This is a genomic window from Pantoea sp. 18059 (genome assembly GCF_902706165.1).
Lineage (GTDB): Bacteria > Pseudomonadota > Gammaproteobacteria > Enterobacterales > Enterobacteriaceae > Pantoea > Pantoea agglomerans.
Map to the genome: position 1 here is coordinate 385,777 of NZ_CACSJS010000003.1, position 15,255 is coordinate 401,031.

Consider the following 15,255-nt stretch of genomic DNA (forward strand, 5'->3'; position numbering starts at 1 on the left):
AATGGTGAGGCGAGGGTAGTGCCCATCAGCAAACATTCACTGTAATCAGTAACAGTGTCACGCTGCTCTCTCTGGTTACGTGTGTCATTCAGGTCATACGTATCATGTGAATCACGCTGAGCAGACCCCTCATGGTAAACCGCATCCAGCCCTGACTTGCTGGCCAGTCGGTAATGCTCTTTGAGAACAGGCCAGAGCAAAGGCATTCACTGTAGTCAGTAAAAAGGATTCACTGTAATCAGCAGAGAGGGGCTTAGCCAACCGAAGTCAGGGCATTCACTGTAATCAGTAAACACGGTATAAGTGAGTGCTAACCAATATGAGAGTAAGCACTAACTTACTTATAAGTTCTTGTTATCAGGCACAATGAAGGGGAACGGGGTCTGAACACACTTTTGCCCGGCGGCCCGTATACTGATTACAGTGAACGTTACTGATCACAGTGAATCCCTGGGGAGTACTGATTACAGTGAATGAAGAGTGGATGGCGCAATGTCACCGGTAACGCAGAAAGTGACACTGCCACGCAGGAATACTGATTACAGTGAACGTGAGGGGTTAATCATCAAACTCGATCTCATCCAGCGAATCGATGCTCTCAAGATTACTGATGCCATCGAGCTTAGGCGTACGGCTGTGGATAATAAAAAAGACTGAGCGGCCACGCTTCACTTCTGAATAATCCAGATAACCGATCTCTTTCAGCTGCTCCATCGCGCGCCGCACGACATGGTTCTGCGTGGTGGTTTTAGAGCCGAGGTTCAGGCGCATACGCAGGCGTGCAAGCGAGATAGGCGCCGGATTGGTTGGCAGGCTTTCCAGGAAAGTGTAAAGCGCCTGCGCAGACTCTTTACGCTTCAGACGGGATATTGCACGGAGCTGAAGCAGGACCTTGTGGTCGAAGTTATAGAGTTCGAACAGCTTGGGGTCGGCCTGGATGCGCACAATATCTTTTTCGCGATCGTAATAAGCAGACTGAACAAGGTGGGTATGATAGGCCTTGCCGTTACCTTCAAAAGAGAGCGTATTGGTCGCGATACGGCGCAGAGAGGCATCAAGACGCTTGCGCAGGGCAGCTGAAGAGTTGGCAGAGGGAATGCCACACATCTTCACAAAATCGATAAACGGCAGCGTGACGGTATCGCCTTTGGTCGGATAGCGGGAAAACGATTGAATAATACCCGCCCAGGTTTTGAAATCGTTATCCATATCCAGCCGCGCGCCGGTAATGGTAATCTTTTCGTAGCCTTCCGCTTTCACCAGCGTCAGATTCTTCAGCTCTTTCGTCGCATCCGTTGATGCCATAGCACCGGATTTACCGCGTGCAGTAGATTTCAACGTCGGCACGAACAGCCCAAGACGCATTAAAGCGACAGGCTGAACGGTATTATTCTTGTTGGGATGAAGCTGAATAACTTCACCGCTGTTTTTTGTCACTGACAGAAAAGGTTCAAGTAACGCTTTGTTTTCGTTGTCTTTATCTGCCATGGCGTAAGATCTTCATTCTGTGGATGAAAGGGATCGTTTTCTGACTACAGTGAACATTAGCACTGTTTACAGTGAACATTCTACCAGGTACAGTGAATAAAGTACTGATTACAGTGAACACTTTACTGATTATAGTGAACGCGATCACCCTTTCAGCCCTTGTGGGGTGCGGCCTGCGACGATCGGGGATCTCTTAGGATCTCTATATGATCTATTAAGGATCGTTTATTAGGATCTGGTCACTGTATAAGTGGAAAACTTAAGGCGTAACATCATTTTCAGACGTGTTGACCACCAGCAAAAACTGGCCCGCAATCTGCCCACTGCCTGACCGACTAATCGGTCATAGCCGCATTCATTCTCAATCGATAAACAACTTCCTCACTATTATTCATTTTTCATCATCAACTACAGCGCGTATCGTCTCTCCATCACTGACAGAATGAGGAATACGGCACCATGACTGAACATGCCCTATCACGTAACCCCACAACTGGTGAAATTCTGGCACGCTATCCTTTGCAGAATAGTGCAGAGCTGGAACAGACACTGACTGAAAGCGCATCTGCTTTTGCAGCATGGAAACAGAGCACCATGACGGACCGCATTCGCGTATTGCGTCAGCTTGGCGAACAGATCCGTCTGCGTGAGCAGGATCTTTCCCGCATGATCACCCTGGAGATGGGTAAACCCATTGCACAGGCACGCGCTGAAGTTCTGAAATGCGCTAACTTATGCGACTGGTATGCGGAACATGGCCCTGCAATGCTGGCCGATCAGCCTACGCAGATTGCCGATGCGTGGCAGCGATTCCGTCCCATCGGGGTGATCCTGGCTGTAATGCCATGGAATTTCCCCTTGTGGCAGGTTCTGCGGGGCGCAGTGAGTATGTTGCTGGCAGGCAACACCTATCTGCTCAAACACGCGCCTAACGTCATGGGAAGCGCCACACTGATGGCTGAGCTGTTCAGGGCAACCGATCTGCCTGCTGGCGGCTTTAACCTGATCAACGTTGACAATGATGGTGTCTCCGTAGCCATCAAAGATGACCGTATTGCCGCCGTTGCCGTTACCGGAAGTGTCCGGGCTGGCGCCGCGATCGCCGCACAGGCGGGCGCAGCACTTAAGAAAACCGTGCTGGAGCTGGGTGGATCCGATCCCTTTATCGTGCTGGCGGATGCCGATCTTGATGAAGCGGTTAAATCAGCCGTTATTGGACGTTTCCAGAATACCGGACAGGTGTGTATGGCTGCCAAACGCTTTATTTTGGAAGCTCCGATCGCTGAAGAATTTGAAAAACGCTTCACTGCCGCGGTCCAGGCACTCACCATGGGCAATCCGCTGGATGAAAATACCTTCCTGGGCCCGATGGCACGCGCCGATCTGCGTGACGAACTGGATGGACAGGTAAAGGCCACGCTGCGTGAAGGTGCACGTCTGGTACTGGGCGGCGAGAAAGTGGCAGGGCAGGGTAACTACTACGCGCCGACCATTCTCGCTGATGTCACCAGCGACATGACCGCGTTCAGGCAGGAGCTGTTTGGCCCGGTAGCCGCTATTGCGGTCGCAAGGGATCCACAACATGCGCTGGAGATCGCCAACGACAGCGAATTTGGCCTCAGCGCCACCGTCTGGAGCGGTAATGAAGAGATTGCCGATCGTCTGGCGCTCCAGCTGGAAGTCGGTGCTGTGTTTATTAATGGCAACGGCGCGTCCGATCCGCGCGTTACCATCGGTGGTGTGAAGAAAAGCGGCTACGGCCGTGAGCTGTCGCACTTTGGTGTGCACGAATTCTGTAACGTGCAGACCGTGTGGAAGAATCGTCGCTAGTGTTTACTGTGCCGACGGAAGATAAGCGGGCGCTGTTTTAGCGACTGCACTGAGCGGACTCAGCAACCGATGCGGTGCAAACGCACTCAGCATTGGTGACGCTGTGCCGCTCAGCATCTCCTCAGCCACCAGCCTGCCCAGCAATGGGGCAAGTGTCATGCCGCTATGGCTTACCATCAGATAAACGCGTGCTGACTCGCTGATGTAGCCTAATGCCGGCAAGCCATCTGCCGGACGCGACCGCTGTCCTGTTTCAATCCGCTCAATTCTCGCGCCTTCCGTATTTCTAAACAGCCGCCGCAATCGACGCAGCATCTCTTTGCCAATCAGTCCATCCGGCGAGACCGGCCGCGCCGGATCGGCATGCTGATCCAGATCCAGCGCCTGCAGCATCAGGCGGCCGCCACCATCCGGCCGCACATTCAGTTCCGGGGTAATCAGATTGCATTTAAGTGGGATCGGCAGAGGCTGCGTCTGCGCCAGAAAACTGCAGGCAACAGGATCGGCGCGGTTCGCATCGGTCATCGCCAGTTCAAGCCCGCACTGGCTTATCAGTTCCGGTGCCCAGCGGCCGGTCGCCAGCACCAGCTGATCGCCGCGCCATTCATCCCCACTGGCCAGCGTAAGATGGACATCCTGCGCCGATTCAGTCAGCGTCGTCACTTCATTGTTGCAGACCAGCTGCCCGCCACTGGTACGCAGCTCTGCCAGCAGAGAGGCGATAAACAGGCTCGGATAAAGCAGACACTCCGACGGGAAAGACCAGGCGTGCTGAACGCGGGGATCAAGCCGCAACTCGGGCATTGCACCCAGAAGTGCGGCGCGGCTACGTTTCTCTACGGGGTAATCGAGCGTCGTAAGCTTTGCTGCGCGCTGCGCCAGCTGGCGCAGGGATGATTCATCGGCCGCCCACTCAAGCGTGCCGGTTTCCAGCAGCCATCGGGGTGATGCAGGATGGCTTGCCTGCCAGCGCTTGTGCTCGTCTATCGCATGGGCATTAAGATCATGGTAGCTGGTGGGTTCTTTGCCGTTGGCATTGACCCAGGCATAGCTGATCTGACTGGTTCCGCTGCCAGGATAGTTTTTATCGAAGACGGTGACCTGTGCGCCCCGTCGCGACAATGACTGCGCGACGGCTAAACCCAGCACGCCTGCACCGATTACGGCAATACGTTGTGGCATATCTGGTCTCTCCTGAACAGGGATTAGTGGAAAACTGCTACCCGCCGGTTCGTTTACTATTGCGAAGTCAAAGAAGTACGTCAACCGCAGCGTCAGGCGGTGGTTTCATCGAACCATGCGGGCACCGGATCGGCCAGGGTGATCCACTGTTCAGGCCCCGCAGCCATCTCCTGTGGTGTCAGCAGCGCATGATCCAGCGCGGCACGGACGCTCTTCTCGTCCATCTCAATGCCGATAAAGACCAGTTCCTGGCGCGCATCGCCGGTACCTTCCTGCCACTGTTCAGCGATAAAGTTGAGCGAATCTGCATCCTGTGGCCATTCAGTTCGCGGCACGCTGACCCACCAGCGCCCGGCATAACCCTGACGTGCCACCGCGCCCGCCTGCGACCACATTGCGGCATATTCCGGCCGACTGGCCAGCCAGAAGTAGCCTTTAGAGCGGATAACGCCGTCAAGCTGGTGGTTTACTGCATGCCAGAAACGCTGCGGATGGAACGGACGACGGGCGCGATAGACAAAGTTACGAATGCCATACTCCTCCGATTCCGGCTGATGCTCACCGCGCAGGGTCTGCAGCCAGCCGGGTGCCTGCGCTGCCCGGTCAAAATCAAACCGGCCGGTATTCAGCAGGCAGTCCAGCGAAACCTGCCCAAACTCACTGTTTACAATAAGCGCGTGCGGATTAAGCGCCTGCAGCATGCCCTTCAACTGGTGCAGCTGCGCCGGGCTGAGCAGGTCCGTTTTGTTCAGCACCAGCAAATCACAAAACTCAATCTGATCCACCAGTAGATCAACCACTGAGCGCTCATCCTGCGCGCCCAGCGATTCGCCACGTGACTGCAGATCATCGGCTGAACGATAATCGCGCAGGAAGTTAAAGCCATCGACCACGGTGATCATACTGTCCAGCCGGGCATAGGCTGACAGACTTTCACCCGCTTCATCTTCAAACGTAAAGGTTTCGGCAACCGGCAACGGTTCAGAAATGCCGGTAGACTCAATCACCAGGTGATCGAAACGCCCGGCCTGAGCCAGACGTTTTACCTCCAGCAGCAGATCTTCACGCAACGTGCAGCAGATGCAGCCGTTACTCATTTCGACCAGCTTTTCATCGGTGCGGGAGAGCTGCGCGCCGCCATCGCGCACCAGCGCAGCGTCAATATTAATTTCAGACATATCATTGACGATCACCGCGATCCGCCGTCCTTTGCGGTTGTTCAGAATATGATTAAGCAGGGTAGTTTTACCGGCACCGAGAAAGCCGGAGAGAACGGCAACCGGCAGACGGGGATCGTCGGATGTCAGAGCAGAGAGTGTCATGATGTTACCTGTAAGAACGGGATTATAGATACGTTATAACATAACATTAGTGAGTTTGTTTTCAATCCTGATTTGTGTTTTTGTTGCGGGTATCAATGAGCGTTTAAAAGGGAGTGGAAATGCAACAACTCACGCTTGTCCCGCGTCTGATGCCAGCCGTCAGGTCCGGAGAGAAAACCTCGACGATTCGCTGGCAGGAGGGCGATATCACTATGGGTCCGCTGAGACTGGTGAATCAGCACGATGAAGCGGACGCGGTAATCGTGTGGGTGAAGCAGGTCGACACGCTGCGCTTAAGCGAAGTCGCCGCGACACAGGGGAAACAGGAGGAATGGCCTGATGAGGTGCTGCTGGAAGGGATGCGCGAGCACTATCCGGAGATCAGGCTGAGCAGTGAGGTGCAGCTAATCACTCACCTCACGCCCGCAGAAACCCTGCAGAAGCTCACTAAACAGTGATCAGCTGTGCTCAATCACCAGCAGCGCCATCGTATCGGCTTCCAGCGCCCGAAAGATATGCAGCTCATCGCCCGGATAGGTAATGTAATCCCCCACATCCAGCTCCACCGCACTGTCGACCGGGCCCACCAGCGCACGCCCTTTAGCGATAATAATATGCTCAATGGTATTGGGGATATGGGGCTGGGAAATGCGTTCGCTGCCGGGCTGAACTTCCAGCAGATAGATATCACGCCGAACGCCGGGCGGGCAGGAGGCCAGCAAAACGGCCTGATAATCGGCAAGATCGGCGGTAACCGTCAGGCCCTCTCCACGCCGAATCACCTGCAGACGAAGCGCATCCGGCTCCAGCAGACGTGAAAATGGAATGTTCAGTGTTACGCAAAGCGACCACAGGGTTTCAATGCCCGGATTGCCATTACCCGCTTCCAGCTGTGACAGCGTAGATTTAGCGATCCCTGCGCGGCGCGCCACTTCAGCCAGTGAAAGACCGGCTCGCTGGCGTTCACGTACTAAGGCATTGGCAATAATGCTGATAGGGGTATTCAAACGCACTCCTGATAACCTGAATGTTTTTTATATCGAACATAACGTTCATCTTGTAAAACGTTTTCGCAGTGTTCATTATATCGGATTATATGTTCATTATGAGACAGAGTGATGCTTTTTCCGCAAATGCAGTTGCTGGACAAAGGGGTGATCAAAGCGATTTTTCTGGTCTGCCTGGCTGATGGAATTGTTGGTTTATCCTATGGCTCGCTGGCGTCGGCCGACGGGTTTCCGCTCTGGGTGCCGCTGGCGCTCTCAACGCTGGTGCTGGCGGGGGCGTCGGAGTTCCTGTTTATCGGCATTGTGGCCGGTGGCGGCAGTCCATTTACCGCCGCCGCAGCGGGCCTGCTGGTAAACGCACGTCATTTGCCGTTTGGCATCGCGGTCAAGGATCTGGTGGGGCAGGGTCCGTCAGGCTGGCTGGGCTGTCACATCATGAACGATGAAAGTGTGGTGTTTGGGATCTCTCAGCCGCAACTGGCGCAGCGCCGCAGTGCTTACTGGCTGTGCGGTATCGGTATCGGCTTGATATGGCCGGTCAGCGTCATGATCGGGGCAGCAATCGGGCAGTTTATTCCTGATGTCTCGGTGATCGGACTGGATGCGGTGTTTCCGGCGATCCTGATTGCTCTGATCTTCCCGGCGCTGCGCCAGCGACGCACCCGGATCCCCGCGACCGTCGGCGCGCTGCTCTCCTTGCTGGCGACGCCACTGGTTCCGGCGGGCATGCCGGTGCTGTTTTCACTGCTGGGCCTGCTGACATGGAGATCGCGCAAATGACACATCAGGGAATGATTATCGCCGGGATTGCCCTGCTGGCTGCCGGAACCTATCTGATGCGGTTTGCAGGCGTCAGGCTGGGAAACCGTCTGCCGATCAGCGAGCGCACCCAGCAGATGCTCTCCGACGCCGCCACGATATTGCTGCTGGCGGTAGCGGCCACCACCACGCTGTTTGAAGGCCAGCATTTTGCCGGTGTGGCACGGGTGGCGGGCGTGGGCTTTGCCCTGTTGCTGGCGTGGCGTCGTGCGCCGCTGATTATGATTATTCTGGGGGCGGCGGCGATGACGGCGCTGTTGCGTTTTCTCGGCGTGCCCTGAGGATGTTATTAACCCCGGCAAAAGCGGGGATGTTATCGCAGTGAAAATTTGTCAGGATGGCACTCTCTCAGGCGTGATTAGCCCGATAACCTTGCAGGGATTGCTGAATGAACACTATCCGTACCTGTTTCCTCCTGATGCTGCTGACCGTGATGACAGCCGGTTTAACCGCCGTTCCGGCTATTGCCCGACCCGATATGCGTCCGCTGGGCAAGAACATCGCCGACACAGGCTCCGCCTGGTATCGCTTCCAGAGTAAAAAGTTTGTCTCACAGGATGGGGAACGGCACTATCGGGTGTGGCTTGCTATCCCCAAAAGCGATGCGCCGCCAGGCGGCTATCCGGTGCTCTGGCTACTGGATGGCAATGCGGCGATGGCACATTTGACAGAACCTCTGCTTAAAAAGCTGAGCAGCGGCACGCCGCCAGTGCTGGTCGCGGTGGGTTACGACACCCATTTGCCCTTTGATGTGGTGGCGCGTAATTACGACTACACCCCACCCAATGATGCGCCTGATACTCTGGTCACTCAGCCTCATGGCCGCAAAGGCGGAGGCAGCCATCAGTTTCGTCAGCTGCTGCTGAACACCATTGTCCCGTGGGCAGAACGTCTTGCGCCCAGTAATCCGCAGCGGCGTGCGCTCTGGGGGCACTCCTACGGCGGACTGTTCGTGCTGGATACCTTCTTTCATGCCGCCTGGTTCAGCCATTACTTTTCGGCTGCTCCCTCGCTGAGCTGGAATCATCAGCGCATTCTTACCCTGGCCCGACGCGCCGACGCCGGACCGCTCAAACATTTGTCGCTCTATCTGATGGAGGGCGATGGCATTACCGAACGCCGAACCGGCCACTCTGACGATCTTCAGCAGGAAGAGCGTGCGCTTACCGACATCCTGCGCCCGAGCGGTGCCAGACTGATTCTGACGCGTTATCCCGGTCAGAGTCACGGCCAGATATTACCCTCATCGCTGGTGGATACGCTGGAAATAGTTTCCGGTAGCCGGGATTGATATCTGACCGGGCATCGCGGCATGATGGCGTTTCATCACCTGCCCGGAGTTCACGCATGAATCGTCCGCTACAGATTGGTCTTTTACTGTTCCCTGATGTCACTCAGCTCGACTTAACCGGCCCGTGGGAGGTGTTTGCGCGCACGCCTGGTGTCGAATGCCATCTCATCTGGAAAGATCTTCAGCCGGTGCGTTCCGATCGCGGCCTGTCGATATTGCCGACTACTACGTTTGCAGATTGCCCGCCACTGGATGTGATCTGTGTGCCTGGCGGGCCGGGACAGATCGCCCTGATGTCGGATGACATCACGCTGAATTTCCTTCGCCAACAGGCCGATCAGGCGAAGTGGGTTACGTCGGTCTGTACCGGTTCGCTGGTGCTGGGGGCCGCCGGATTGCTAAAGGGATATCGTGCTACCTCGCACTGGAGCTCCATCGATCAGCTGGCACTACTGGGCGCGGAGCCGGTCAGTCAACGGGTGGTGCGCGACCGCAATCGTATCAGCGGCGCAGGCGTGACCTCTGGCATCGATTTTGCCCTGACGCTGGTGGCAGAAATTGCGGGTGACGCGGTGGCGAAATCGGTTCAGCTGCAGATGGAATATGATCCTGAACCGCCGTTTACCAGCGGTTCGCCGCATACCGCACCGCCACAGGAAGTGGAGCAGGCGCGGGCGAAAATGGCTGAGTTTCTTGCCACTCGTCGTGCGGCAACCGAACGAGCCGCCCTGCGACTACAGGCTGATTAGCTTACTGACGCCGGGGATGCGCAACAGCAGCAGTGACAGCGCCATTGAGAAGATTAACGTCAGGGCGATGACCAGCAGTTTATCGCCCAGCGTCTGGATGCGGATTGCCGCCGCCAGCAGGCCAAAAATCAGATAGTGCAGGATATAGACGCCGGTCATGGTCTTCCCCAGGGTCGTCAGAAACGGCGTCAGCCACTGGACTTTTTCCGGCAGGCGAATGGCGTTAATGCTGATCACAATCAGCACCACCAGCAGATAAACCTGCGAGCCCGTCAGCACCACATCGTTATGGGTCGCCAGAAAGCGCGCAAGAAAGTAATGACGCTCATACAGCCAGGTAAAGAGATAAACCGCGGGCAGCATCAGCAGGCTGATCTTTATCACTCTGGGTGATGTCAGCAACTGCATCACGCGCGGCGCGGCCATCAGCCGACCCGTGAGGTAGTAGAGCACCCAGGTCCAGATACGGTATTGCGGCAGCAGCGAAAAGGCCCGCTGGCCCGGGTAGAGGCTGGCGAGCAGGTCATAGGCAAAAGCTAACACCAGCAGCAGTAAAATCCCCGATGCCATCAGCCCAGGCCGCTGAATGAGTCGGTCAATCAGCGGATGCGACACATAAATCACAATCAACGCAATTACAAACCACGGCTGAATCAGATAGCCCTTATGATGCATCCCGGCAAACCAGAAAAAGCTGAACCAGAAGATAAAAATCAGCAGAATGCGGCGAATTTTGCCGAGCTGCCACGCGGGCGTATGCAGCTCACCGGCGTCGATATAACCGCTGAGCAGAAAATAGAGCGGCGTGGCGATCGTCGAAACAAAACTCAGCACGTTCAGCGTCAGATTGATGTCGTAATGGTAGCTATCGTAGCTCTGGTAAAGCGTGAAAAACGAGACGGCGGTGATACAGGCCAGCGTCTTCAGCATTGCCAGTCCGCTCTTATTCACCGTGCGCCTCCCGACCATGGAAGCAACGATAGATGACCGGCAGCACCAGCAGGGTCAATACTGTCGCGAACCCGAGGCCAAAAATAATGACCACCGCCATGCTCTGGAAAAAGACGTCGCGCAGCAGCGGCAGCAGGCCCAGCACCGTGGTGAAGGCGGTCAGCAGAATAGGACGCAGACGTGAGGTCGCCGCATCAATAATTGCCAGCTGCAGCGATTTCTCCTGCCGGAACAGCCTGATCTCCTCAATCAGCACGATCCCGTTACGGATCAGCATGCCCGACAGGCTCAGCAGCCCAATCAGCGCCATAAAGCCAAACGGAATACCGGTGAACAAAAAGCCACAGGTGACGCCAATCAGCGCCAGCGGCACGGTGATCCAGATAGCGACGGCGTCGCGCAGCGAGTTAAACATCAGCACGGTAATGATGAACATCGCCAGGAATCCCACCGGCAGCGAACTCAGCAGCCCGCTTTGCGCTTCACGTGAACTCTCCAGCTCACCTCCCCATTCAAGCCGGTAGCCCGCCGGGAGTTTAAGCTGGTCGATCTGTGGCTGAACCCGCGCCACCACTTGTGCGGAGGTTAACCCTGAAGCGGGATCGGGATCGGTCTGCACCGTCAGCACGCGCGTACGATCGCGGCGCATAATCAGCGGATTCTCCCACTCCAGCCGGAAGTCAGAAATCACATTGCTCAGGGGCACAAAGTGCTGCAGGGCGGCACTCCACAGCTGAATATTCTCGATGTGATCGACACTCTGCCGCTCTTCATCAGCCGGATAGAGCATCACCGGCATCAGCCGCGAACCGTCACGGAAAATGCCCACCGCGTCACCGCTGAAATTCATTCTCAGCGCCTGATCGATGTCACGTTTATCGATACCCAGTTCCTGACCACGCAGCGCCGAATAGACCGGGCGGATCACTTTGCTGCGCTCCTGCCAGTCGTTGCGAACCGGAAACGTAGAGCCATCCGCCAGGAAAATGGCATCCAGCTGGCTGCCGATGTGGCGCAGCACTTCGGGATCGGGGCCGATCACCCGCAGGGCAATGGCGCTGTCACTGGCGCTGCCAAACTGGATACGTTTGATGCGCTGATTTACCTGTGGGAAGTTCTGCTCAATATACGCCTCGGTTTTCAGCGCCAGCGCATCAAGCTGTCGGCCATCCTTAACCCGCACCATAATCTGGGCGAAGTTGCTGTACTGCCGTGCCGCGTCGTAGGTCAGGGTAAAGCGCAGAGCGCCCTGGCCCACCGTCGTGACCGTGGCTGCGACCTCAGGATCCTGATTAATAAACCGGGCAATGTCCGCCGCCGTATTCGCGGTGTAATGAATATCAGTGCCATAGGGCAGCCAGAGATCGGTGAAAAAGACCGGCGTGCTGGAGGAGGGGAAAAAGTTCTGCTTCACGAGTGTAAAGCCATACAGCGACAGAGCCAGCAGTGTCACCATTACGGTCAGCGTGGTCAGGCGGAAACGCAGCAGGCCGCCCAGCGCCTGACGATAGAGCCGGAATACGATTCCCTGATAAGGCGTGGAGGGTTCGGTTTGCTCAGGCTGAGCCGTGCTGCGGCGCTTCTCACTCCAGTTGATAAACACCGGCGTTAAGGTCAGCGCCGTGACCCAGCTCAGCATCAGTGAAATCAGCAGCACCTGGAACAGCGATTTACAATATTCGCCGGTCGAATCCTGCGACAGGCTAATCGGCGCAAAGGCGAGAATCGCAATCACCGTGGCACCCAGCAGCGGCAGGGCAGTGCGTCGTACCATACGGGCAATGGCCTGCTGTAAAGGGTGCCCGCGCTGGTGATCGATTTTGACCCCTTCGACCACCACAATGGCATTGTCCACCAGCATGCTGAGCGAAATAATCAGCGCGCCCAGCGACACCCGCTGCAGCTCAAGTTTAAACAGGTACATGATCAGGAGTGTGCCAAGCACGTTAAGCGCCAGCGAGGCGGCAATCACCATGCCGCTGCGCAGGCCCATAAACAGCAGCAGCGTTCCCACCACAATCGCCAGCGCCATCAGGAAATTGAGGATAAAGCCATCAACCGACTGTTTCACCTCATGGGCCTGGTTATAGAACACCTTCAGGCTGATACCGGCGGGCGTATCCTGCTGGTAGTTCGCCATTCGGGCGGAAAGCGCGTCGCCAACATCAATCACATTGACGCCGGGCGCGAACGAAATGCCGATAGCCAGAGCCGCTTCACCGTCTGCAAAGTAGATATTGGCGGGATTGTCGGTAACGCCACGCGTCAGGGTGGCGATATCGCGCAGATGCACGTTCTGTGGGTTGCCAGCGGGCAGAATCGGCAGATTAGCCAGATCGTCCAGCGTCTGCAGTTCGCCCGTGGGATGAAAACGGATCGATTCGCTGTCGACCCGCAGCGTTCCGGCACTGGCAACGCTGTTATTCCGGCTCAGCAGATCGGCGACGCGCTGCGGCGTCATACCATAGGCGGTCATTTTGCTGGCGGAGAGAGCGATGCGGATCTCCTCCTGCTCGACGCCCGCTACTGCAACTTTAGCCACACCCGGCACCAGCACCAGATCGCGCCGCAGCTGATCGGCGTAGTTGCGCAGTTTGCTGTTGGTAAAGTCTTTACCGTGAATGACGAAGAAGTAGCCATAAACATCGCCGAAATCATCGTTAACCAGCGGGGCCTGAACGCCAGGCGGGAACTGCCGGGCCGCATCGCCGACCCGACGACGTAACTCATCCCAGATTTGCGGCAGCTGATCGGCCAGATAGCGGGTATGAATATTAACGGTAATCTGCGACAGGCCATTGCCAGAAATGGACGTGACATTGTCCAGCGACGGCAGGCGCTGCAGCGCATTCTCCAGCGGCAGCGTTACCTCCTCTTCAACCTGCTGTGCGGACGCGCCGGGATAGTGGGTGACAATTACCGCCGACTTAATGGTAAACAGCGGATCTTCGAGGCGGCCAATGTTGAGCAGCGCATAGATGCCGCCCACGCCCAGCAGCAGAATGACCATCCAGATGCGAATGGGTTTATCAAGAAAATGCTCCTGAATACGCATTATAACCCCCGCTCGCGCTGCCAGATGCGCACCGCTTCACCGTCACGCAGCTCACCCACTCCGGCGGCAACGATACGGTCGCCCGGCTTTAGCCCGCTGATGATTTCAATGCCCTGGGCGGTGAGACGACCCACTTCGACAGGTCGATCTTTGATGCGCAGCGCCTCGCCATCCTGCTCAACCAGCCAGACGTGCGGCTGATTGGTGGGGCTGCGATCGGGATTGAACACCGCCGCCGCAGGCACGACCAGACGCGGCTGGGCAGGGGCATTTGGCAGGTTATGCAGCCTGACGCGCACCGATCCGCTGAGGCCGGCAACGCCAGGGAGATCAGCCGGACGCGGCATGGTCAGCACCACCTGATAGGTCAGCGTGGCGGCATCCGTCTGGCTGGTATGCTCTTTGTATTGTGCGGTGAAAAAGCGGCCTGGCAGGGCGTTAAACTGCACTTCAGGCTGATAGTTAATATTCTGGATATCGAGGCTGGTGAAGAGGGTTTCGGGCAGCGTAAAGATGACGTCGAGCAGATCGGCACGGGTCAGCAGCGCAATGGGCTGTCCGGCGGCCACGACCTGATGATTACGCGCCTGTACCCTTGCAATCACGCCATCAAACGGCGCGCGAAGGCTAAGAAACTGTAACTCCTCCTGTGCGATTTTCAGCGCAGTCGCGGCGGCATCGCGATTAGCACGCTGCACATCCATTTCAGACTTTGAAACGGCGCTGCGCTGGGCCAGCGTATTGAAGCGCTGAAATTGTCGCTCCGCCAGTTGCAGTGCAGTCTGGCGGTCGCGTACCCGTAGTTTCGCATCTGCATCATTCAGGGTAGCGAGAAGCTGTCCCGCTTTCACGGGCGTTCCGTCACGAATATCAAGCTGTACCAGCTGGCCTGCCCGTTTAAACGCAAGATCGGTATTATCACCCGCCTGAATACGCGCAGGAAATATCCGGATATTTTGAGCGATGTCCGACTCAAGGGTGAAAACTTTAATTACGCGGGGCGGGGGAGCATCCGGTTCTTTTTTTTCATCGCACGCTGTCATAAAAAAACAACAGAGCAAAATGAGGATAACCTTGCGTTTAATCATTTTCTTCGCCTTAACATCAGCTTTTAAACTGCGGTTTGATAAGCATTAAGGCGTAATAAACCCTGATGCTTATCGCGACCGGGATAAACTTATTTTTAATCTTCGTCATATAAGTTTAACGAAGCGGCAGGGCCGCTTCGCCTGAATCGGCTTACGCCGCCATGTGAGAGACCACCAGCCAGGTCAGTAAGCCCACCAGAGTCGTTGCGGCGACCGCGAGAATAACGAAACCGCAAAGCATGATAATGCTCTGTTTTTTCATCAGAGTTTCCTTTTGCGAGCCAGAGTATAAACCGATGCACACTGCATCAGCATACTTAAACCTTAGCTAAACAAAAACAACGTTGTCATTCTCATAATATAGGTTAGATTTAATTTAGCCATTTTATGTTATTCGTCAGACGTTTCTTACGTAAATATGATATCGGTCATTACCTGCAGGAGGGGCTGCCTGCAAAATGCATGTCTTTTAA

Annotated in this window: 13 protein-coding genes; 6 read left to right on the forward strand and 7 right to left on the reverse strand. The window is 55.9% G+C overall.

Translation table 11 applies throughout. The annotated features are described in order from the left end of the window. Nucleotides 1-558: 558 nt before the first annotated feature. Complete coding sequence (locus GVJ63_RS11285) at nt 559-1,488, reverse strand: RepB family plasmid replication initiator protein (protein WP_010246820.1); 930 nt, start codon at nt 1,486-1,488, stop codon at nt 559-561. A gap of 459 nt (nt 1,489-1,947) precedes the next feature. On the opposite strand from GVJ63_RS11285, the gene GVJ63_RS11290 reads away from it, so the two are divergent. Next, entirely contained in the window at nt 1,948-3,318 is a 1,371-nt protein-coding gene (locus GVJ63_RS11290; RefSeq protein ID WP_159226866.1) for an aldehyde dehydrogenase family protein, read from the forward strand. A 3-nt stretch (nt 3,319-3,321) separates the two neighbouring features. Here the strand turns inward: GVJ63_RS11290 and GVJ63_RS11295 are convergent, their stop codons facing one another. Continuing rightward, on the reverse strand, nt 3,322-4,500 hold the full coding sequence (locus GVJ63_RS11295) for an FAD-binding oxidoreductase (RefSeq protein ID WP_159226867.1): 1,179 nt from the start codon (nt 4,498-4,500) through the stop codon (nt 3,322-3,324). A 92-nt stretch (nt 4,501-4,592) separates the two neighbouring features. Then, nucleotides 4,593-5,822, reverse strand: coding sequence for a zinc metallochaperone GTPase ZigA (zigA, locus tag GVJ63_RS11300; RefSeq protein ID WP_159226868.1), 1,230 nt, complete (start codon nt 5,820-5,822; stop codon nt 4,593-4,595). Nucleotides 5,823-5,941: 119 nt separating this feature from the next. Between zigA and GVJ63_RS11305 the strand changes: the two genes are divergently transcribed. Further along, nucleotides 5,942-6,280 (forward strand): ASCH domain-containing protein, encoded by a 339-nt coding sequence (locus tag GVJ63_RS11305; protein WP_159226869.1) that lies wholly within the window; start codon nt 5,942-5,944, stop codon nt 6,278-6,280. On the opposite strand, the gene GVJ63_RS11310 is transcribed toward GVJ63_RS11305, so the two are convergent. Further along, nucleotides 6,281-6,829 (reverse strand): helix-turn-helix domain-containing protein, encoded by a 549-nt coding sequence (locus GVJ63_RS11310; RefSeq protein WP_159226870.1) that lies wholly within the window; start codon nt 6,827-6,829, stop codon nt 6,281-6,283. A 111-nt stretch (nt 6,830-6,940) separates the two neighbouring features. Between GVJ63_RS11310 and GVJ63_RS11315 the strand changes: the two genes are divergently transcribed. The 4 genes from GVJ63_RS11315 to GVJ63_RS11330 all read left to right on the forward strand — a co-directional run bounded on the left by GVJ63_RS11315 (nt 6,941) and on the right by GVJ63_RS11330 (nt 9,688). Then, a complete protein-coding gene (locus GVJ63_RS11315) occupies nt 6,941-7,609 on the forward strand; it encodes an AzlC family ABC transporter permease (RefSeq protein ID WP_010246808.1) in 669 nt (222 codons plus the stop codon). Next, nucleotides 7,606-7,929 carry an AzlD domain-containing protein gene (locus GVJ63_RS11320; RefSeq protein WP_010246806.1) on the forward strand — a complete coding sequence of 108 codons (324 nt, stop codon included), beginning with the start codon at nt 7,606-7,608 and terminating at the stop codon, nt 7,927-7,929. Before GVJ63_RS11315 ends, GVJ63_RS11320 begins: the two co-directional genes overlap by 4 nt. A gap of 107 nt (nt 7,930-8,036) precedes the next feature. Beyond that, entirely contained in the window at nt 8,037-8,939 is a 903-nt protein-coding gene (locus tag GVJ63_RS11325) for an alpha/beta hydrolase (protein WP_022624580.1), read from the forward strand. Between the two features lie 56 nt (nt 8,940-8,995). Continuing rightward, nucleotides 8,996-9,688, forward strand: a complete 693-nt coding sequence (locus tag GVJ63_RS11330; RefSeq protein WP_132499241.1) for a DJ-1/PfpI family protein — start codon at nt 8,996-8,998, stop codon at nt 9,686-9,688. On the opposite strand, the gene GVJ63_RS11335 is transcribed toward GVJ63_RS11330, so the two are convergent. From GVJ63_RS11335 to GVJ63_RS11345, 3 genes are read right to left on the reverse strand one after another with little or no spacing between them, the layout of a single operon-like run. Next, a complete protein-coding gene (locus tag GVJ63_RS11335; protein WP_159226871.1) occupies nt 9,674-10,639 on the reverse strand; it encodes an acyltransferase family protein in 966 nt (321 codons plus the stop codon). The two genes, GVJ63_RS11330 and GVJ63_RS11335, sit on opposite strands and share 15 nt — an antisense overlap. After that, complete coding sequence (locus tag GVJ63_RS11340) at nt 10,632-13,694, reverse strand: efflux RND transporter permease subunit (RefSeq protein WP_159226872.1); 3,063 nt, start codon at nt 13,692-13,694, stop codon at nt 10,632-10,634. Before GVJ63_RS11340 ends, GVJ63_RS11335 begins: the two co-directional genes overlap by 8 nt. Further along, nucleotides 13,694-14,782 (reverse strand): efflux RND transporter periplasmic adaptor subunit, encoded by a 1,089-nt coding sequence (locus tag GVJ63_RS11345; RefSeq protein WP_159226873.1) that lies wholly within the window; start codon nt 14,780-14,782, stop codon nt 13,694-13,696. Before GVJ63_RS11345 ends, GVJ63_RS11340 begins: the two co-directional genes overlap by 1 nt. Between the last annotated feature and the right edge of the window lie 473 nt (nt 14,783-15,255).

Excerpts from the sequence above, each read along its gene's own strand:
- GVJ63_RS11285 (WP_010246820.1), bottom strand. The coding sequence starts at position 1,488 with ATGGCAGATAAAGACAACGAAAACAAAGCGTTACTTGAACCTTTTCTG.
- GVJ63_RS11290 (WP_159226866.1), top strand. The coding sequence starts at position 1,948 with ATGACTGAACATGCCCTATCACGTAACCCCACAACTGGTGAAATTCTG.
- GVJ63_RS11295 (WP_159226867.1), bottom strand. The coding sequence starts at position 4,500 with ATGCCACAACGTATTGCCGTAATCGGTGCAGGCGTGCTGGGTTTAGCC.
- zigA (WP_159226868.1), bottom strand. The coding sequence starts at position 5,822 with ATGACACTCTCTGCTCTGACATCCGACGATCCCCGTCTGCCGGTTGCC.
- GVJ63_RS11305 (WP_159226869.1), top strand. The coding sequence starts at position 5,942 with ATGCAACAACTCACGCTTGTCCCGCGTCTGATGCCAGCCGTCAGGTCC.
- GVJ63_RS11315 (WP_010246808.1), top strand. The coding sequence starts at position 6,941 with ATGCTTTTTCCGCAAATGCAGTTGCTGGACAAAGGGGTGATCAAAGCG.
- GVJ63_RS11320 (WP_010246806.1), top strand. The coding sequence starts at position 7,606 with ATGACACATCAGGGAATGATTATCGCCGGGATTGCCCTGCTGGCTGCC.
- GVJ63_RS11325 (WP_022624580.1), top strand. The coding sequence starts at position 8,037 with ATGAACACTATCCGTACCTGTTTCCTCCTGATGCTGCTGACCGTGATG.
- GVJ63_RS11330 (WP_132499241.1), top strand. The coding sequence starts at position 8,996 with ATGAATCGTCCGCTACAGATTGGTCTTTTACTGTTCCCTGATGTCACT.
- GVJ63_RS11340 (WP_159226872.1), bottom strand. The coding sequence starts at position 13,694 with ATGCGTATTCAGGAGCATTTTCTTGATAAACCCATTCGCATCTGGATG.
- GVJ63_RS11345 (WP_159226873.1), bottom strand. The coding sequence starts at position 14,782 with ATGATTAAACGCAAGGTTATCCTCATTTTGCTCTGTTGTTTTTTTATG.